Origin of the sequence: Acidianus sp. HS-5, from assembly GCF_021655615.1 — an archaeon.
Lineage (GTDB): Archaea > Thermoproteota > Thermoprotei_A > Sulfolobales > Sulfolobaceae > Acidianus.
On the sequence record NZ_AP025245.1, the window covers coordinates 1,271,186 to 1,291,556 of the forward strand.

Consider the following 20,371-nt stretch of genomic DNA (forward strand, 5'->3'; position numbering starts at 1 on the left):
CTCTATCTACTTCTTACACTTAAAACGGCTCCATTAATCTGAACTGCACATAAGACGGCTTAGGTATTTGAAACTCATTTAACCCATGTTCTGGATGCTTTACGCTTATCTTTTGAGGGCTTAAAATTAATGCGTTAACTCTTCTTCCTTCAACAACATCAGTTATTACTCCTGTTAAAGATATTTCGTGAGGAGTAGTGTAATGACCAATCCTTATCTTCACTGGGTTTTCTTGATTTAAAACGAAGTTCTCAAAGTTCTTACTCAATTCTTCAGTCTTCTTTTCTCTAATTTTCCTTGCGAACTCTTGAATGTCAAGGAACCTTATGCATTTATACCTTTCAGGCTCAGAGGACCTGGGTTTCTCATATAAATTATGAAGTTCTATTTCGTACTTCTTTGCTAGAGAAAGTATATCATTTTCCAGAACTCTCATAACTTTAACTACTTTAATTACGTCCTTCCTGTCCTCTTGTTTGTAAACCCTAGTATTCAATGCAAAGTCCATTAATTCTTGGTAAGTTCCTATTAATAGCTCAGCTTTTCTCATTTCTTCATCTTTTCCTAATTCAGACCTCACGAAGCTCTCCCATAACTGTCTAAAGTTTTCCTTATTCTCATTAACGTAACTAAGAAGCTCTTCCTTACTATTGTAAGCCCTTATTACGTCCATTACTAGGTCTCCCTGAATCCTTATTTTAATATTAGTGGAGTACTCAAACTTCTCGTAATAATGGTAATCGAAGCCCATACACCTCCTTATCTCTTCTTCAGTCTCGTAATATATACCGCACATTCTAACTGGCATCGTGAATATCTTCCCTGTTGTATCATCAATGCCTGCAATGAAGCTTGAAGGCCTGTCGTAATCTAAGTCAAAATAAACGTAATTACCTATTTTAGTTGCTTTCCTCTTAAGTTTTAAAGCTACGTTGAATCTTAAAAAATGCTGTAAACTTAAAAAACAGTCATAATATGCTCCTATTTCTTTATCTAACTTTTCTCCTTGTGTTGCTAACTTCAGTACTTCATTACACTCCATTTAATCTAAACCTCTCACCCTATTAACTGTGGTAATATCTACTGTTTTCACTTCTTTTTCCTTTTCTTCTAATTTCTTTTCAACAACTGTCTCTTGCATACTATTATTTCCTCAACAATCTTATTTAAAGATAACTTTAAATATTGTTTAGATTAACGGACCGTAATCTTTTAAATTTAAAATTAACTTGCGTGATAATGAAAGATTAAAAATAAAAATATTGACATTATGGTGAACGTAATATATGGGAAAACTTGTCATTTAAATGACAAAATTTACGTGAAACTTATCAACTAGTTGACAAGATTTATTTTATTCTTGTCTAAATATTGACAAGATGTCCTTAATTTCACAAATGAACTTCCAGAACCCTTGGTGGGTGAGTAAGGATAAAATATTTGAAGATGAACACGTAAAGAGGGCTTTATCTTCAAACCCTAGGTTCATAATGCAACCATTAAATGAAAGTCTCCTTATAATTGGACCTAGGCAAGTAGGAAAGACGACCTTCATGAAGACTACTATAATGAGCCTACTAGAGAAGGAAGAGCCTACTAAAATTTTCTTCTTTTCCTGCGATTCCCTCAAGGATAAAGAGGAATTAATATCTCTAGTTTCGCAGTACAGATCCTTTATTAATCCTGAAAGAGGTTTTATTTTCCTTGACGAAATAACTTTCGTAAAAGACTGGAACGTTGGTCTCCTTCACCTTTTTAACGCAGGATATTTTAAAAACTCCATAGTTTACGTAAGTGGTTCCAGTTCAGCGTCTTTATTGAGGGAAACTTTACCTGGAAGACCAATAAAAAAGGTAGTATATTATCCTTTAAACTTCAGAGTATTCTTTAGCACGTTCTTTACGAGAATTAAGGCATCTACAGTAAAATTGTTCAACGTGAAAGGAGTATACGAAGCTTCTTTAAAGCTGCTTCCATATCTGTCAGAACTAAATAGAGCTTTATTAGCCTACGTCAGGAAAGGAGGTTTTTTGGCAACTAATTATGCAAGCGGAGACCCAATTTTCCTTTATGAAGTTTACAAGGACGCTGTGCTCAGCGATTTAGCAAAACTAGGTAAGGATGAAGTATTATTTAAAGAGGTACTGGGAAAAATAGTAGAATCCTACGGTTCAAGAATCTCAGAGAATACTATATCCAAAGAAACTTCAATAGGTTCCCATAATACAGTAGCGTCTTACCTAGACCTTGCAGAGAAGCTCTTTCTCCTTAGAATATTCAGGAAAATTGAAGGAGGAAAAGTAAACATTAAGTCGTTCAAGAAGGTTTACTTCATAGATCCTTTCATTTTTAGAGTAATAAAGAGGTATACAAAGGGAGAAGATATTACAGACAACGACATCCCCCATGTAATAGAAGGAATAGTTGGAGAGCATTTAGCAAGAGAATATGAAGGTGTAGGCTATACATTCTTTAAAGGAGGAAAAGAAGTGGACTTTATAGTTGACGACGTAGGAGTTGAGGTCAAATTCGGCAAAGGAGACTTCCGAGATTTAAGAATGCAGAAGGGATATATCTTAACTCTAGACGACCTGGGAATTGAAGGGGAAAAGGCTAAAATCCCTATTTCAATTTTCCTCTATTTAATTTCCTCTGAAAAGGTTTTTTATTAGACAGGCAATGACGCGTGATAAGGAACGTCAAAGGCATTATTTACTAATAGCCTGCTGTATATCTTCTTAATTGTAACGTATTGTTTACCAAAGAGGACATAAGACTTCGTCTCTCTAGAATTCTTATCAAACCTAACGATGCCTCCGTCATCTCCACTTTCCATTATGCACAGAACTCCTTGAGAATAATAAGGCTTATCAACGCTTATTCCTATCTCCCTTAGAAAGGCGTAAGCAGAATTCTCAGCAGAGACCATTGCTGCCCTAGCCGTTTTAGGTCCTACCATTCCCTTTGCTGAGTCACCTAACGCAAATATCCTTTCGTTGTAGGAGAACGTAGGGAAAGAGACTGGAATAAATCCTGATTCGTCAGCGAACTCCTTAACTGTCTTAGGTGCAGAAAGAGTTGGCAAAACTGATTTTATATCAGCCTCTATTTCTTGTCCATCGTTTAATATTACTTTATCTTTCCTTATTTCCTCAACGTATTTACCCTTAATTAAATGGATTCCCCTCCTCTTTTCAAAATACTTATTTGCTATTTCAGAAATTCTAGGATCTGGAATAGGACCAAATACACCTCTAGGGCTTTGAGTCGCTAAATAAACTTCACCTTTTTTATTCCTTAGTAAGTATTCAGTAATTAAAGCAACTTGATAAGAAGGTCCCTCAATAGGGCTATTCCTAGCATTGCCTACGAATACTTTTACACCTTCCTCAGCTTCATTAACTGCCTTCTTAAGACCTAGAAAACCTTCAAGAGTATGGTGCATAAATGCATGTTCATGACCTTTTATCTTCTCAAAGTTCTCCTCATATGCTCCTCCCAAAGCAATAAATAGATAATCGTAATCGAAAGTACCTTTTGAAGTCTTTACTTCTCCGTCTTCAACTGTCTCAACTTCAGCCTCAACGAAGTTAACCCCCTTCTTTTCCATAGCCTCTTTTGCGTTAAATTCGGTATCCTCAACCTTCACTTCGTCTGTCAGGAGAAGAGGGAAGATTGTGTTTTCTCTAACTATTGCAGACCTCGAGATTATCGTAACGTTAACTGAGCGTGTGTAATCCCTTATCCTATGAGCAACAGTTAAACCAGCATATCCAGAACCTAGAATAAGCACGTTCATGGGTGTTAATGATATTTTGGACATAAAAGTTAATCTTGTTTAAATTAGATTTAACAGATAATTTTCAGAATAGTGTGTATTTACATAGACGATAAAGGATATAATGCAAGAAACTCGGCGTCACACTCGTTTACATTGACGTGAGCTTATCTATTTCCCTCAAAAGTCGCAAAATGTCCTGCTTTGCCATTTCGTCGCTTCTATAAAAGCTTGCAATTCCTTCCTTATCTGGGCCATTATACTGATATTGGTGGAGTAAAAGCGCCATGTTAGTAAAATTATTTATCTCGTCATTTATTACCATCGCTACTTCCTTCAATAGAGTGGTAGGCATGATAAGGATAATCCAATCGACTTTTTTAACAGTTTTATTTCCCTTTATTTTAACATAGCCTGGGTAAAGCTTCTCAAGATCACTCCTCCTATCTACAGCTAAAGCAGCAACTAAAGCTTTCCATGCTTGAAAAGCCTTACCTGCGGCGTTCCTTATGAGGTTTTGCTCAAGGAATTTCCTAGCAATTTCAGCTTCGTACTTAGCCTCTTGAAGCCTCGTCCTCTTATAAGCTATAGGGTCAAATTGTAATTCTTGAACCATATTTTTAAATTCTTAACATTTTATAAATAACTAGCTTTCGCCAATATAATCAACTCCTTCTTCCCTAAATATCCTCCTAAAGGCGTTGTAAGCATCGTCTGTATAAAGGCAAACAATTACCTTATCTAACTTCCAGCCTTGCTTCAGCACTTTAACCATTTTCCTAGCACAGACCTCATAAGGGTAGCCGTAAATTCCGGTAGAAATCGCTGGCATTGCAATACTCTTAATTCCTAACTCCTCAGCTTTCTTTAATGAATTCCTTATTGCCTCCTCAAGTTTATCCTCCCCTTCTATACCGTACCTAGGGCCAACTGCATGGATTACGTACTTTGCCTTAAGTTTACCAGCAGAGGTAGCAGCAACTTCTCCAGTCTTTAAAGGCCCGTGCTTCCTTACAAATTCCCTACTCTCCTCTTGTATTTTCCAACCTCCTTTCTTAATTATTGCGTAAGCGACTCCTCCTCCGTGCTCAAGGTAAGAATTTGCCGCATTAACTATTGCATCTGCTTCAATTTCAGTTATGTCACCTTTAGTAAGGTAAATCTGCATAAGTGAGAATATGAGGATGAAGTAAAAGCTTTTACTAAGATCTTAAGATGCGCATCAAAGTCATAAATGTAATGTGTGTAAGCAAAAATTATTAAACACTAAAAGTAATTCGCTAATGGGGCAACTTACAGGGTCAGGAGAGCAACATATAATTGATATATGATTTTTAAGTTTAGTCTTTTGTTCAAAATTACAATCTTTTATTCTAGTTATTGGATGGAATGTAACTACTGTATAATTACAACTGTTATCTAGAGCCACTGTAATTCTAAAATATACTTTACACGGAAGAAGGCAACAACAGTATCTTATGTAGAATGTTCTTCTAGCAACCTCATTAAAGTATTTATTAGCACTTTTATCGTCATTAATACAAACTCCACTCTTATCACAAATTCTAAATATAGGAATAATACAAAGATCTACAATTTTTTGTAATATATTAAAGTCTGTAAGGGCTTCTTTACATTTACCAACATATCTTTGCGTAACGTTCCTTATATCTTCCAAATGTTTGATTATATCTTTACCAAAGGTTACGTTAGGTTTACTCATTACAAGATTTTTTTACTTATTTTCCTTAATATTTCCATAAGGCAATCTAATTCTTCATAATCTTTATCTACAGTAAAGAATGCTTTGCTAATACCTTCCTTAGATAAATAAAGTTTAACCTTAGCACTGAAGTCATAATATTCAGGAGGTTCTTCATAGTCCTTAAAGTACATGTAAATATAAGGAAAGTCGAGTTCTATCCCTTGTTTTAGTATATAACCTATATATGAATAGAAAGCGTCAGCCTGGTCCGGCAAATCTAGTATTTCGAGAGAAAGGAAAACTAGGTCATTATTCTCAAAGCCCATGGTAGTGTATACTGGTATGTAAAAATCTTTTGGGTTTTCGATGTCTTTAAATACCAAGCTAAATGAGTTAGGACTGTCTACGTTTATTTTAGGTTTGCATTTAACCTTACTATGTCTTATCAATTCTTTACTGTCCTCTATGTACTTGTTAGCTAATGATAGTAAGAACTTGTCCCAGCTTTTGTCCCTTTTTATCTTTTCTAGTTTTGCTTTAACTTCTTCTGATACAGCAATGGTAGTTTTCTTACTCATAATTTACAATTTAATAAATTAGAATTTAAAGACTAGCTTATGTTTCTAACGACAGGAAATTCTAGACCATGAGCTAGCCTAATCTACATTCAATTAGTTAGATAGCCTAATTTATCATGAGCCCTTAAGATGCACTTCACATCCGCTAAACACTGTGGTTGTGAGTGACCCGCTAGGAAGAAGAACTGAGACTGAATATTGATACAAATTCAATGTTACAAACCACCTTAAGATACTTAGTTTCTTAGTTGAATTACATGAGCTTTACAAGGAGTATAAACTACTAAAGAATTCCGCAAACAAAAAGGGGCAGAAGGAAGAAATAATTGAACAACTATTATTCCTAATGAGATATTAAACGAAAAGATGTTTTTAAATTCTTTCTCTATTCCTTCTATCGTGGTTTGCTAGAAGTGGAAAATAAAGTTCATGATGAGGAAAGTTAAGGATTTTGCCAAATTCGTTGTGAGAGAACTTTCTAACTTTAATATTAATAGTTGATAAACTAGAATTACTAAAAGAAGATCCCGTTAAATACTCCAGAGAGAAGTTAGGTAAAGATAATGGCCTTTATACTATTGTATGCACGTCTATTATCTTCTTTAGTTTTTTATTACTCGTTTTCCTTAATATCTCCATAAGGTAGTTTAATTCCTCATAATCTTTATCTAAAGAATACTTTGCTAATACATTCCTTTACTGTATTCTTCTATTTTATTACCTTCAATTAAATCGAGCAATTCCATTAATCCATACCCTGCAGGATTCTTAAGTACTATATTCGCCATTTCCTTTATGCAAGGGAGCGCATTACTAACAGCTACCTTAATATTCACTTTCTTAAACAGAGGTATATCGTTTTGGGCATCTCCAATGCCAATGCTTATATCCTTACCTAAAACATTGAGCACTTCATCAATTCCTACTCCTTTATCAATTTTTGGCGAAAGGATCATAGCATCCTTAGTATTCCATTCTATTTTTCCTTCTTTACCAACGATCTTCTCAAGTAAGTCTTTCTTATCATAGCTATTATCAACAAAAATTATTGTCTCTCCTTTAGTATATTCTATCTTAACTTTATCTAGCTTGACTGAAATTTCCTCCATGCGGTTAATCCAATCTTTATCGGCTAAGACAATTTCTTTTTTGTTATTTATTAATACAATTCCACCATTTTCCAAAACCCACCCACTTGGAGACAGTCTTCCTGAAAGCTCGTAGATGGTCTTCCTCCTTATTCCTCCAGTGTACTTCTTTTCTCTCCCTGTAACTACAAAAAACTTACCTCCTTTTTTAACGAAATCGTTTACTCTATCAGCAACCTCGTCCCTTATTCTAAATCCATCCTCTTGCATTGCAAGTGTTCTATCATAGTCGGAAAACACGATCATACATGATTTTTTGCTAAGCCTTTTTTAAAATTTATTAGAAAAAATCGGATTTCAATAAAAATTAGTGAAATAGTTTATTGAAAGGTTAAAATACTGATAATATCTATAAATAAATTTCAAGTGTATTTTAACTCCTTGAAGTAGTTTATAAAATATTAACAATTGTATATAAATTATATATAAAAAGGTTTTATTCTTTTGAATAAGTTCAAGATTTTAAACATTAAGAGCATCTATCATTTAAAAACTGTTTCATGAACGAATATAAAGGATAAAATCTTACTTTATAACCCGTGACCTCAAATGAGCGATAAGGTAAATTATGAAGTTTTAGACAATACAAGAGTTAAGTCCTTCCATAAGAGGCTTACAGTATTAGCTGCTCTAGGTCCTTTTACAGATGCGTTTAACGAATTTGGCGCATCAGTTTCACTATTAGCGGTTTCAATTCTATTTCATTTGAGCGCTGTAATGACAGCAATAGTTGTAGCAGGCTATTGGGTAGGCGTTGCAGGAGGCGCTATAGTTGGAGGTCTACTTTCAGATAAATATGGTAGGAAACAATTATTCATCTATGATACACTCGGTATGGCAATATTTGCTTTACTTAGCGCAATGTCATTTAACGGGATATCGTTCTTTATATTCAGATTCTTTTTAGGAGCTTTTATAGGAATAGATTACGCTGCAGCAGTTCCTTTAGTTTCAGAATACGCACCTGCAGCAACAAGAGGAAGACTGTTATCAATGGAAAAAGTATTCTTCATGCTGGGGACAATAGCTACAGTTGGCATAGGGTTAGGATTAACTGCCGTCGTAGGAGTTTTAACAGCATGGAGAATTGATTTTCTAATTGCCTCAGTACCGCCAATAATCCTTTTAGCGCTGAGGAGGAAAATGCCGGAAAGCTTAAGATGGGCAGTTGAAGTAGGTAACAAAAAGAAGGCGGAGGAAGCGGTAAATAGGCTAGAGAAATGCGGATTAAAACCTGAGGTCAACTTTACTGCCATTCAGGAAGATAAGCCTTCATTCAAACAGAACTTGAAAGAATTCTTTAGCAGGCCATATGCCAGGCAAGTGGCATACATTTTCTGGATAGGAGCTGCATACGCACTAACTGTAAATTTAGTTTCAGTGTATTCAAGTAAGGTACTCTCTGACTTAGGAGCCTCATCCTTTGAATCGTTATTGGGCACATTGAGCATTGATATATTGGGGACTTTCGGTGTTTTGATAACAGTATTTGCGGCAGATAGGCTTGGGAGAAAGGTATTAGGTACATTAGGCTTCGGTCTTTCAGCAATTCCCTTAGCAGTACTTTATGTAGCTTATGTGATGGGAATGCTTACAATTCCTTTAGTTATAGCGATGTTCTCGTTGTTCTTCCTTATAAACGTAGGATTCGTAGGGACTTTACAGTACGTTCCGGCTGGAGAAGTGTTCCCAACTAAATTAAGAGGGTTATCAGTAGGTTGGGAGAAATTATTCGAATTCGGCTTAGCTCTACCTGCATTATCACTGTATGCATTCTTGGGAGTTGCTAATTCCTTAGTTTACGATATCATAGTAGCAGTAATTGCGGCAGTAATATATTACTTCCTATCACTAGAAACAAAACAAATGCCATTAGAAGAAATTCAAAAGAGATATACAGGAAACGGAGAAGGATTACCAAGTTATGCAGTGAAAGATATAACAAATAGCTCAGATAAAAATACAGAAGTATAACTTTTTTATACTATCCATTAAAAATAATTAATCCGAAAAGTACTCAACTTTTGTTTTAATTTGTCGAATATTTTATTTATAGTGTAGTTATTACGTTACAAATCCTAGGATTAATATTCTCTCTAGAAGGGGCTGTGGAGCAAATTCTCCTATACTTCGTTAGGCCTTAAAGATTAAGGTAATTCAGTATGTATATAACAAAACATTATATCTGACATATGGTTCCTACTATTCCACAGAGTTAGATGCGTTCTATACTGTGACATGTTTATCCTTGACCTTTATGGTCTGACTATAATTTAATTACATATTGAACTTCATCAACTATGGACTTGTTGAGATCTGTAAAATTACAGTTTGAATTACACGTTGTAATCGTAGCTTTCTCTTTGAATATTGTTTATTTTTAAAAAAAGAATCAGTTATGACAGTTTAAATATGCGAGTTGGGCATTAGTGGAAATCTTTCATTTTTAATAGAGGTTACTAGAGATCTTAATAATATAGACCCCAAAACTGTGTTTATCTGCTAGATCGGGTCTTACAAGAACGTTTACGGTCAGGGTTAAGCTCATAATAGGCATCAATAAGCATTTTCCTAAATTTTTCTAAATCCTCCTTACTCTCAATCACCAGGTAACCTTCTCCTTTTTCGTCCTTATCTTCAATTCTCATTAAGTATATTTTTGTTGAGCTCACTAAAAATTGCACCCAGTAACTATACCATTATGCGTAAAAAGGGCACATAAGCTATTTATGTTATATGTATAAATATAGAATAATGCCGTCATCTGATGAAGTAATACTAAAATCATTTTCAGAATATTCATCATCGTTTTCTGGAGAGAATATTAGGAATTTTCCTACAACCTTAGTGGATAAAATGAGCAGATATATTGCTAAAACATATGCAGACGAACTTCTTCAGATCCATGATTCTCTCTTATTAATTCCCTTAGATCCTAATAAGAATAATTTAGATATTGTAATGCAGTTAGAAAAGAAATACGAGAAATTGCGTGATGACTTATCTATGTATTCTTCAATATTGGAGAATAATACTAAAATAATAGATTATAAAGAAATGACACTAAGAGGTTTAGAAAAGCTAATTGAAGGTTTGAACGAGGTAAGAAAAGAACTGCATGAAAAATCGCTAAAGGGCGAATTTAATCTCCAAGTTTTACTTTATTACTCCCTTTACCTTGAATACCTCTCTAAGGTATATTTAAAAGTTAAGGAATTAAAGTTAGATAACCCTAATGTTAAGACTGTGAATTCTAAAGAGAAACACTATCTGCATACAGTAAATTTTATTGTCACGCTGTTGGGCGTACCAATAATTCAATACATAAATGAAGGAAAAATCTTTCCCTATTTATCCGATTTGAACGGCGTATTATTATACGCATTATCATCAGACTTCCTTATACCTTCTCCAAGGTCATTAGGATATTATATGTTTTCAAAGCTTCACGGTGATTAAATCGGATTACGACGAGCAATATTTCTTCGATACTAATATACTTCTCATTTGGTTATACGAGAAAAATACTGAGCGAGCAAAACGGTTAAAGGAAATTTTAGAGAATTTAAGGTACGCTAATAGGCATATATTAATCTATAACCTAGAAGAACTATACGGGATTATAGGAGATTCGTACATTATATTTTATAGGGAAAGTATGGGTCAAGAGTTTTAAATATGTTAAATAAATTAAAAATACGCCGGTTATTGTAAAAATTACTGCCTTTAGGTAATAATTACTAGCCCTTCTATCTCACTGTTTTATACTTACGTCCCCAGCAGTCTCCTCTATAGGTACTAGGTTAGTATCGTAACCCTTATAATACCAGGCTAAGCTACCTCCTAATCCGAGACCCCAGAGAGCCAAGTTATAGAGCGTAAACTGAGTTGATGAGAACCCTGCAGTCAAGTAAATCGACCCAGCATAAGCTAACATAGGCGCTACCCTCACCAGTCCTACGTAAAAAGCTCTGGACTTTATAGGCATAAGTAAAGGCTCAAAGATAGTTCTAGTAGCCCAACCTAACTCACTGAAAGCCATGTTAAACAGAAGTAAAGCGTAAAACAGACTGAGGGTAAAAGGAAGAATTCTTGCTATGAGCAACAATATAGGGATCATCGTAACTGTACCGCCAAGGAAGGAGAACACTGCAAACTTCCTAGTTCTAGCATATTTAATCAGGAAAGAGGCTATTATACCTGCTACAGAAGCACCCAAGTTCGCTACAAGTATAATCTCATCAACAGTAATCCCAGAGAAGTAATAATCAGCAATTACATAAGCCATTAAACCGTAAGTTAAGTACTGTGAGACCCCAATAATTGAAAGGAAAGCATATCTAAAAGAGAGGGGAACCTCCTTAACTTCCTTCCTTTCCTTAACCGGCTTTGATGGAGAAAAGTACTTTCTAACTTCCATCTCAGCAACACTCTTCTTCCCTGCCTTAACTAACCACCTAACGCTCTCAGGAGTTAAATACCTCATGAAGACTGCAAACCCAACCATTACCACTGCTAAAATCCCAAGAGTCCTCAACTCTACAATATAAGACGAAGAAAGGTAGTACGTCAGGAAGGATACAGCAGCAGCTACTGCAGCACCTATATTGTCGAAGTTAGGTAGAAAGACTAGCATTGTCTCCCTCAAGGAAAGTGGCATTGTTTCCCCAGCGTAAGAGAGGGCAGTAGGAACTTCTCCCTCAATTCCTAAGTAACTAAGTATGATTCCAAGGACTACTAGAGGTAAGAAGAAGGGAGAAGAAGTGGAAATTACCTTAGAAAGAACTGCTTGTGATACTCCGAAAATGATTAACGCACCGCTACCGTAGAGCCCCATAGTCAAGAAGAAAGTCCCCTTCCTACCTAGCTTTATATCCGAAAGCCTTGAAATCAACAAATCTCCCGCTAGCTGAGCAATTATCGGTACTATTAAAAACCAGACTTGGTGAACGCAAGGGTAAAATAGAGGTGCTATAGACGCAATAACTCCCCACATGAAAAATCCTACAGCTAAGGAAGAGAAGAGCGACCAATGCGCCTTAGTCCATTTAGAAAAATCAATTTCCGAAAAGTCCATAAGATCATTTCATTAAAGTTGGTTATAAACTTAGTTATATAAAAGTGAGGATATTCAATTAGCTGCTTTCTCGTGTGCTTCAATTTCTTTAGGTGTTAAATCTAGTTTTTCTTAAATTCTATCGAGTTAATTTAAAGCTAGTTTAACTAGATTTGGTAAAAATTAAAGTGATCCACAAAGCATCGATTAGCATAAATAATTGTACGCCCTCAAGCGAATTTTAGTTACATATGTTTTGCCGTACTCAATTACCACAAGCAATTCCGACTAAGTTACCGTAATATACCTCTATCCTGAAAGGAGAATCAGGAACGTAGTAATCCTTATGAGGAGACCACAGTCTAATTACCTCCCAGTGATAAGCCTTCAGGAAAGTAGAATTTGAGTAGAATATATAGCCATAAGCTGAAATCGCGTTAGCATCAGGGAATATCCTTACAAGCGGTCTTATGCATGAAGGTAATGAAGGTGACTTAGGGCAGTAAGTTACATTTAGCAAAAGGCAGTAAACCCTTCCGTTCTCTTCATAAATGTGTAAGACCTCTACACCAATTGATGAGCAATAAGGAGTATAGGCAAAATGGAAAAACGTCGCTAACCCTACCAAAAGGAGTAGAGGCACTGCCAACACCTTTAGGGCCGACTTACTGACCTTTATTCCCCTGCTAGAAGAAGGAAGAGAGTAGCCTAGAATAGGCCATGAGAAGAAATAATTCCATAAAGCTCTGTAATTTACGAAGAATATGAAGTATGGAAAGAATGTCCAGGAGTCCTTAAAGTTGTCGTAGTGCTTCCAGAATAAGTAAACCTCGGCGACCATAACTACTGCAAGTGCCAGAGTGAAGAACTTTGGGTAAATGTAAAAGAACCCTGCTATGGAATACATTGAAACACTCATGCTTATCCCAACTAAAGGTGCAGTCACCGGATACAGTACTCCTTGTATATAATATGTAGGAGAAAGTAAGATGAAGTAACCATTAACTATCAGGAATGTAAGCGCAGAGTAAGCCAAGAATTTTATCATGGAATACCCTTCTTTATACAAATAAACCAAGTAGAAGGGGAATAGTGCGAAAGGTGTCTGTTTTACCGATAGAGCTAATCCGTAGAATATCCCTTTTTTCCTCACGTCTTTGAAGAGAAGGGAAAGGAGTGCAAAGATTAACCAATCCATCGTAGTTACACCGCCTGCTGAGTAATTGCGGTAATTAATATCTATCAAGTAGAAGAGAAGGAAAGTAATGAATGTCAGCTTATCCTCTCTCTTAAAGTACAGAATGAAGGGTATGATCACGTAAAACGCTACAGTAATATAGTTTGGATTAAAGTGCAAAAGAACAGAAGGTACTAATAAAAGCATCTGCAGTGCAGGGTAATCATAACTAGTCACTACCCCTCCTGTGGAGAGCGGAGTTCCGAAGATAAACATATTTAAATGAAGGACACTGTAGACGTTTTGCATGAGCGCAGGGTTATAAGGATTCTCTCCGTGGAGGAAAAGAGAAGCTGCATAATAACTGAGCATCATCTCGTCAGTGCCGAACTTAGCTACTCTCACAGTAAAAACTGTTAGGATTAAGAAGTTAACTAGCAATGCTTCAGTTAAGAAGTTAAACCTTATGCCTAGAAGCACAATGGCTAAGTACACAACCAGGACATAAATAGGCGTTCCCGCAAAATAGTATAACAAGCCAACAGCAAAAGCCTCTGCGTAGATAATTGTATTGAACAGTTCGTCCTCAACTTTTATCTTAGTAAAGAGGAGAATTCCTGATAGGAAAACTAGTGTTACGTCACCTGAAATGAATAGTAAGTTATCGTAGTTCGGGTTAGAGAAAAGTAGCATGGTTATCGCAAATATAATCTGAGAAAAGTTAACTGCTAACGCCTTATCCTTGTCCACAAAAATCCGATATATTTACTGGGTAAAAAGGTTAGTCCAGAGAAACGCTTATGACTTCAAGGGGAAGTTTAATTTCAAATTTAAGTAAAACACCTAAAGTAATAACCTGGCGCGGAGATTACGAACTGTATTATAGTTAATCTCTATTAGGAACGGCCTATCTTGTATGGGGATTCGTAGAATCTTAGTTTGAAATTAATTCTGTTTAGTAGTTGTTCTATTTTGACGTAGCTTAAATATTTTCAATTCATCTAGGTCTTAACATATACTTATTTCAACTGCGGAGCTTCTCAATTCAAGAGAGCTAGGCACGTTCACCTACTTTACACTTTTCAATTAGCCAAACGTAAACCTAAAAACTTTGCCGGTAATTCTGGGAATTCTGTATTACCAAGGAAAATTAGAATAACTACTATATTGTTTTTATCATAGTTTACTCAAAACTTTATCTTAATGAAGGTTCAATTTAATAAGAACGCCACGTTAACGTTTTTAGCGTTAGTGCCTTTCAGAAATTTATAGCTTTAGACAAAGGATATACCATCAAGTGATGGACTGAACTTTTCCAGAATAATAGTGTTAGCAAAAGTAGAGCTTTTTATGAAGTGGTTTTAAAGTCCAATTTAACTTTAATCCCTTTAATCTTCACTCCTTTGTTCTTCATCGTCTTTAAGTAAGCTACATACTCTTCGCCTAAATCTTACCTTATCTAAGGTAGTCTCACCGCCTGCTGACATTAAATAATCTATTAATTCCCCTTCAATTTTCTCCAGAGTCAGTTCCTTTTCTCTTCTATTTTCCTAATTTCCTCATCCTCCTTAACTACTTCCCTACTCCTCTTATATTGCTCATACGAAAGTTCGTCTAGCTTAACAAAGATTCTAACGTGTGCTCTACAGGACTCTAAAATCCTATACGCTATGCCTAAAGTCTCCTGGTCTGTCAACCTAATTATTTTATCGTTCTTATCGTTGCCTATCTTTATAAAAACCCGCCGTCAATTACGTTTCCGTCTTTTAACACCGGAGGCAACTCCCCTACTCTTATCCAAACAGTGCTACCGTCGTCCTTCTTGTGGACTTTTCTTACTATAATTGGCATATTATTATTTACTGGGTTACTCCCTAAGAATCCTTTACAGCAAAAAGTGTAATGAATCCTAATAATATATTATTAAGTAATATTGCTTATTATATGCGGGAACGCATTTCAACAATAACGCATTACTAATTCCGTATCTTAGGTAAAAATGGAAATTCTAATATAACTGGAAACATTAACGATATTAAGGAGATGAGGGGTCGTAAAGATAAACCACTGTTTAGGCGGGAGCGGGTCAGAATCTTCAGTCTTCAAAAAGGTTAAAAGTAATAGTTCAACTTTATCCCTTTGGGAGCTGGTTAGCTTCACAGCAGTAAGGGAATTCTCAGCTCTCTCATCATGTTCATTTAGTAATTTTAGTAAAACAGTTTCTATACTACCCTTGAAATCGTTATTTGGGTCACCAACTATTATTAGCTTCTTATTCCCAACAGGGAGTACTGGAGAGTATTTAGTGTCGTTAAGCGGAAGTTATTGCGGTAAACCCTTGATCATTACAGTCTATAATGAAACACCCTTCACTGACAATCCTAAATAGCCTTAACACATTCTCTTTACCGTTCCCGACGTCTACATTCTTAATATCTATCTTTTATAGAATTATCATGTCAAACTTTCCTTCAACAAGGTAATGTTTGCGTTCAAGCATAATTAATTCAGCTTAAGTTTTTCTCCATCTCCATTATCGCCTTGATGTCCTCTGGTTTGTATAAAAATTGCTTTCCTATTCTTAAGTACTATCAAGTTTAAGTCCTTAACTTTATCGTAGATTAACCTTTAAAGCCTTGTTGCTTTAAGTTGTTAAAAAGAACGTTAGTTACTGTCGGCAATTTCCTCTGTCAGCTCTGTTAACATATCGTGGTGCAACGACCCTTCTATTTCGTCAACTAGAATGACGTCTGCAAACTTCATAACCGATTCAATAAGTATTTTCTTTAAAGGCCTCTTCCAATGAAATAGACGGGGAGATTACCTTTATACACTCTAACTGCAGGGTTAATTCGTCTTCGAGGATTTCAAGGCTCTCTACCTTCGACCTTTCCTTAGCTAGGCTAACTATACTCTCTGGAATTCCGTAAGAATTAAAATAATGGGTAATATATACCGAAGTGTATATCCTGCTTTCTCTCCTTTTAGGTTTACGTAGGGGTAAAACTGGAGGAAAAACTTGTAAAATACGGGAATGGTACATGACGTCTTCCGATAAATACTGAAACCCTACATAGGTTTGACAATATGAGAAAAAGGAGGCAAATAGATCCACAAATACATGCGATATTATCTAAGCACGGAATACCTCCAGTCTGGGCAGTCACTTGCATGCAAATTTACAGCCATGTAGAAAAGGAGTTGAAAAACAGGACAAGTAGTATTCCAAAATTAGTTGCTTGGTCTCTATATCGGATTTATGGATATACTCCAGAGCTTGCTCGCTTAGCGTCTCAGATAGAAAATAATATCAAAGCATTATACGAAATCTTCAGCCTTGCAAGCTATAGTCCGGGTTTACCTTATGGGACTGCTTTAATAAAAGATTAACAATTTGATTTTCTATATTGATAGAAAATCATTACACATTTTATTATAAAATTCACTAACAATTAACTTAGGGAGTATGATGAAAGTTTACTAGATGTTAAAGACCTAAATTTTTAGCAAGGAATTTCTGTATGACAAGTCTAGTTAACAATGCGTATAAGATAAAGAATTCTAGATACCATATATACGCTTTAATATAAGTTTATAGAAGCCTTTAACAAAGAAGAAGAAACGGAGCAAGCACGCTGTATATAAAAAGGTCAAAACAAGGAGGATTAATAGTAAGATAATCAAAGCGAATAACTTAAACGACTTTACGAGTAGGAGCAGGGAAACCAAACCTAACTAGTCCAAAAAAGTAAGAAGGAAAAAAACCGTGTGCCTAACTAAAGAAAGCTAATAACTGCCACTCAGTAAAAACGATTAGGAGGATAAAGGAGATAACAACGTAAGCAAGCGTGAAGGCTTTTCGCTTAAATACAAAGTCTGTGTAGCCTAAAAGTGCAGGAAATGCTGGTAGCAAAAGTCTAGGTATTGAAAATAAGGGAATCCCGTGTATGAAAAACAAGGGGATTATTACGCTTAGCGAATACGCAGTTAAGAATTTATTCCTAGTCTTCAGGTAAAGGAGATAAGTCCCTACTAGGTAGAATGTGAAAAAGGCGTAATTCCTCACCAGATAAACCAGTGGAGTAAGACCTAAATTTTCATAATTAAGGGGATATTTGTAGAGAATCCAGTTAGCTTGACACCAAGGAGTAGTGAAATATGCATACCAGTGAGACTTTTCAACTGCAAAGAAAGTAAAAGGACTACCGGTAAATTCCCAAAAAGCCAGGAATATAATACCGCCAACCAGGAGGGAAGGGATAACGTATTTTATGAAGTCCTTTCTCCACTTAAGAAAAAAGAAGGTAATATATAAGCTAAGTTATAAAAGGTAGCTATTGATACTGGCAAAGAAAAGGCCGACAGCCAGCCGCTGAGGTTTATCGCCATTATTAGGAAAGTAAGTGCTATATCGTCAGAGTAAGGGATTGTAGAGAATAATGCGTAAACCGGGAAAATTGAAAGTAAGAGAGAACCCTTAAACCCGTAATACTTGTAGGTTAAAAATACGAATACATAACCGAAGACGTTAGTAATTACAAGAGCTGAAAGAAGATAGTTCTTATCAATGAAGGCTAGTCCTCGAATGAGGGAAGGAAAAACTGGAGAAAACGCGTAAAGGAAATGAGTAGAGTACCAGAATTTTGCAATTTCCTCATAACTCGAGGCATCCCAGTTAGTTCCAACTTTATATAGGAAGAGATTACCGAAAAGAACGTATGTTATCAAAAATATAATCACTTTCTCTAAGGTATACAACGCCATTGGGACCAAGACATATTTAGAGAACTTAGCCTTATTTCCTGCGTTAAAGCCCATCCCAGTGCTCTGTCTAAACAGTAGTATAATGAGAGTTGCTAATACACCTACAGCAGTTATCCCTAATAAAAGGTAATGGAAGGTTTCCTTGGTTTTCTCTGCAGAGGAAAAATTATAATTTATACTTTTAGCTAGTGTATAGTCAGGAAAACTCGGTATGGTCTCGTTAATAATTAAGTTAGTCCTCCAAAGTGTATATATAGCTTTCATTTTTATCCCCCCACAGTAATACTCAAACTCGCACCCCTTTACAGGAATACCAGATGCATTGTAATATAAAATGAATATGTATCTTGAACAAAAAACACAAGACTTAGTGTAGTAAATATAAAGGCCATCTTTAGTGCCATTATATATAAAAGATGAAGTATTATGACCTAGCAGTGAAGGTGAAATGTAAAAGAACCCTTCAGAACAATTAGCGTTCTGAATAAAAGTAGTTGGAGAAAAATAGGCACTTATATTTGGTAAAATAACAGTTTGGCTTACAACTATACTGCAGTTATTAAATACCTTTTCTACAACGTCTTCAAGTAGTATTTTCTGCACACAGTAATGCGGGTTATAATAAATTACAGTCTCATTAAATATCTCAAAATCCCCAACACTTAAAGAGTGGGTATGAAGAGGAGTAAATAAAGAGAATAAAAGGAAAGAGATAAAAAAGATAAGAAGATTAAAAAATGCTAAATCCCTTTTCATGATATTTACACTTTTACTCTTGTTATGAGTATGTTGCAGTTATTGATACTGTACCGCCGTCACTTAGGACTAATGTTAACTGGTATGTCTCTCCTGGGACCGGAGTTAGATCACTGGGTTTAGGTAAATTAACGGTGTTAGTACCCGCTGTCAATGGTATAGATGTAGAACATGAAATTGATCCATATTCTACTCCAATAATGCTAACAGAACCGGAAGAAACTAATGTAGCCTTAATACCGCTACTGCATATTATTGCATATCCTGCCTCAGTAACTGTCGGTGTTGACGAGAACGCTCCTAGATATCCGAATGCGAAGAACACTACTACTAATGCTATGATGACTGACGCAATTACCAAGATAAGCGCAGTTATTGCCCCTGAGAGACCTTTTTTACTCTTTTTCGTCTTCTGTATTATCATCTTTCTTCAAGGATTATTTGCCCAATTGTCTATATAAATTTTTCTTTTGGAAATCCGAGTGTGGACAACAATTTCATTCACTTAGAATATTTACATTTATTATCATTTCCGTGTCTGCAAATGCATTGGAGCGTAAAGCGCGTTATAAGCTAGGAAGAACACCGATAACCATCTCGTGAGCGTGAACCTATTCGTATTCCACGGGAAGCGAAAATCCATTGATGATATCCTGTGTTTTAAGCTCCTGAACCCTTGTTCTGCGTAGTCCCTCTCGTTGACCCTCTTGTGCTCCACGTTTAATAAACGCGTTATAGATTATGCCCCATCGTGTAGATTACCTTGTCTATCATCGTTTTGAGCACTTTCTCAGCCTCTGCACTCTTCACGTTCGTCAATTAGTACGTGCACTCCTCAAGCTCATCACCATGAAGAAAGGCACCAGGCTTCACGTCCCTCACAATCTACACATAATAATACTGCCCGTCCACTACAATAATTTTAGTCTCGTCTACCGCATAAAAACCACTAATTGGCACTACGCACTTCACGCAACTCAACTTCCTCAAACAACAAGGTAGAATGAGGCAATGAAGTCCTCCAAGAAGATAAACCGGAGAGGTAACTGACCAAAGCTGAGGCTATTACCTCCTTGGGGTAAAACCTAGGCTTAATGTTAATATACTCCATTAAAACTAATAATACTTGGGTGAGCACGGGAATTTTCCACCTAGTTCCCGTAGTATCACCCAATAATACTCCCGTGCTCACCCTAAAAAGGTATAACGTCACATTCTATTAATAGAACATGAATAGTTCATATAATTTATTTTGAATTAACAAAATTGTTGCCCACACTCGGAAATCCATCATGAAAAATCTTTTGAATAAGGGTTAAACGAAATATTTATAACGTCATATTTTCCAATTACCTTATAAATTAGCATTTAGTCTTTTAATTCTCATTTATTTTTCTGAGAGTGGTACT

Annotated in this window: 18 protein-coding genes and 1 pseudogene; 4 read left to right on the plus strand and 15 right to left on the minus strand. The window is 35.8% G+C overall.

Annotated features, from left to right (window positions below; all coding sequences use genetic code 11):
* Positions 1-19 precede the first annotated feature (19 nt).
* Positions 20-1,042 carry a hypothetical protein gene (locus HS5_RS06885; protein ID WP_236753427.1) on the minus strand — a complete coding sequence of 341 codons (1,023 nt, stop codon included), beginning with the start codon at positions 1,040-1,042 and terminating at the stop codon, positions 20-22.
* 337 nt (positions 1,043-1,379) lie between these two features.
* Between HS5_RS06885 and HS5_RS06890 the strand changes: the two genes are divergently transcribed.
* Positions 1,380-2,672 (plus strand): ATP-binding protein, encoded by a 1,293-nt coding sequence (locus HS5_RS06890; protein WP_236753428.1) that lies wholly within the window; start codon positions 1,380-1,382, stop codon positions 2,670-2,672.
* Here the strand turns inward: HS5_RS06890 and HS5_RS06895 are convergent.
* The 6 genes from HS5_RS06895 to HS5_RS06920 all read right to left on the minus strand — a co-directional run bounded on the left by HS5_RS06895 (position 2,669) and on the right by HS5_RS06920 (position 7,455).
* Positions 2,669-3,823 carry an FAD-dependent oxidoreductase gene (locus HS5_RS06895; protein WP_236753429.1) on the minus strand — a complete coding sequence of 385 codons (1,155 nt, stop codon included), beginning with the start codon at positions 3,821-3,823 and terminating at the stop codon, positions 2,669-2,671. The genes HS5_RS06890 and HS5_RS06895 overlap by 4 nt on opposite strands.
* A 106-nt stretch (positions 3,824-3,929) precedes the next feature.
* Positions 3,930-4,394, minus strand: coding sequence for a PaREP1 family protein (locus tag HS5_RS06900; protein ID WP_236753430.1), 465 nt, complete (start codon positions 4,392-4,394; stop codon positions 3,930-3,932).
* A gap of 30 nt (positions 4,395-4,424) precedes the next feature.
* Positions 4,425-4,946: an ADP-ribose-binding protein gene (locus HS5_RS06905; RefSeq protein ID WP_236753431.1), complete on the minus strand. Its 522-nt coding sequence runs from the start codon at positions 4,944-4,946 to the stop codon at positions 4,425-4,427.
* 60 nt (positions 4,947-5,006) lie between these two features.
* Complete coding sequence (locus tag HS5_RS06910; RefSeq protein ID WP_236753432.1) at positions 5,007-5,501, minus strand: hypothetical protein; 495 nt, start codon at positions 5,499-5,501, stop codon at positions 5,007-5,009.
* Positions 5,501-6,061, minus strand: coding sequence for a hypothetical protein (locus tag HS5_RS06915; RefSeq protein WP_236753433.1), 561 nt, complete (start codon positions 6,059-6,061; stop codon positions 5,501-5,503). The genes HS5_RS06910 and HS5_RS06915 overlap by 1 nt, the downstream gene beginning before the upstream one ends.
* 683 nt (positions 6,062-6,744) lie before the next feature.
* Positions 6,745-7,455: an HAD-IIB family hydrolase gene (locus HS5_RS06920; protein WP_236753434.1), complete on the minus strand. Its 711-nt coding sequence runs from the start codon at positions 7,453-7,455 to the stop codon at positions 6,745-6,747.
* Positions 7,456-7,758: 303 nt separating this feature from the next.
* Here HS5_RS06920 and HS5_RS06925 point away from each other — a divergent pair, with 303 nt between their 5' ends.
* Positions 7,759-9,183 carry an MFS transporter gene (locus tag HS5_RS06925; RefSeq protein ID WP_236753435.1) on the plus strand — a complete coding sequence of 475 codons (1,425 nt, stop codon included), beginning with the start codon at positions 7,759-7,761 and terminating at the stop codon, positions 9,181-9,183.
* A 521-nt stretch (positions 9,184-9,704) separates the two neighbouring features.
* On the opposite strand, the gene HS5_RS06930 is transcribed toward HS5_RS06925, so the two are convergent.
* Complete coding sequence (locus tag HS5_RS06930; RefSeq protein ID WP_236753619.1) at positions 9,705-9,881, minus strand: hypothetical protein; 177 nt, start codon at positions 9,879-9,881, stop codon at positions 9,705-9,707.
* Positions 9,882-9,963: 82 nt separating this feature from the next.
* Between HS5_RS06930 and HS5_RS06935 the strand changes: the two genes are divergently transcribed.
* The gene (locus HS5_RS06935; RefSeq protein ID WP_236753436.1) at positions 9,964-10,668 is read left to right on the plus strand and encodes a hypothetical protein; all 705 of its coding nucleotides are present in this window, start codon (positions 9,964-9,966) and stop codon (positions 10,666-10,668) included.
* Positions 10,669-10,963: 295 nt separating this feature from the next.
* Here HS5_RS06935 and HS5_RS06940 read toward each other — a convergent pair whose 3' ends face one another.
* The 4 genes from HS5_RS06940 to HS5_RS06955 all read right to left on the minus strand — a co-directional run bounded on the left by HS5_RS06940 (position 10,964) and on the right by HS5_RS06955 (position 16,485).
* The gene (locus HS5_RS06940) at positions 10,964-12,286 is read right to left on the minus strand and encodes an MFS transporter (protein WP_236753437.1); all 1,323 of its coding nucleotides are present in this window, start codon (positions 12,284-12,286) and stop codon (positions 10,964-10,966) included.
* Positions 12,287-12,530: 244 nt separating this feature from the next.
* Positions 12,531-14,192 carry a hypothetical protein gene (locus HS5_RS06945; protein WP_236753438.1) on the minus strand — a complete coding sequence of 554 codons (1,662 nt, stop codon included), beginning with the start codon at positions 14,190-14,192 and terminating at the stop codon, positions 12,531-12,533.
* A gap of 775 nt (positions 14,193-14,967) precedes the next feature.
* Positions 14,968-15,138 (minus strand): hypothetical protein, encoded by a 171-nt coding sequence (locus tag HS5_RS06950; protein ID WP_236753439.1) that lies wholly within the window; start codon positions 15,136-15,138, stop codon positions 14,968-14,970.
* Positions 15,139-16,212: 1,074 nt separating this feature from the next.
* The gene (locus tag HS5_RS06955; RefSeq protein WP_236753440.1) at positions 16,213-16,485 is read right to left on the minus strand and encodes a hypothetical protein; all 273 of its coding nucleotides are present in this window, start codon (positions 16,483-16,485) and stop codon (positions 16,213-16,215) included.
* 44 nt (positions 16,486-16,529) lie between these two features.
* Between HS5_RS06955 and HS5_RS06960 the strand changes: the two genes are divergently transcribed.
* Positions 16,530-16,832: a hypothetical protein gene (locus HS5_RS06960; RefSeq protein ID WP_236753441.1), complete on the plus strand. Its 303-nt coding sequence runs from the start codon at positions 16,530-16,532 to the stop codon at positions 16,830-16,832.
* Positions 16,833-17,711: 879 nt separating this feature from the next.
* Here the strand turns inward: HS5_RS06960 and HS5_RS06965 are convergent.
* The 3 genes and pseudogenes from HS5_RS06965 to HS5_RS06975 all read right to left on the minus strand — a co-directional run bounded on the left by HS5_RS06965 (position 17,712) and on the right by HS5_RS06975 (position 20,073).
* On the minus strand, positions 17,712-18,809 hold the full coding sequence (locus HS5_RS06965) for a hypothetical protein (RefSeq protein ID WP_236753442.1): 1,098 nt from the start codon (positions 18,807-18,809) through the stop codon (positions 17,712-17,714).
* Positions 18,810-18,984: 175 nt separating this feature from the next.
* On the minus strand, positions 18,985-19,386 hold the full coding sequence (locus tag HS5_RS06970) for a DUF973 family protein (RefSeq protein ID WP_236753443.1): 402 nt from the start codon (positions 19,384-19,386) through the stop codon (positions 18,985-18,987).
* A gap of 73 nt (positions 19,387-19,459) precedes the next feature.
* Positions 19,460-20,073, minus strand: a pseudogene (locus HS5_RS06975) (IS6 family transposase).
* Positions 20,074-20,371 lie beyond the last annotated feature (298 nt).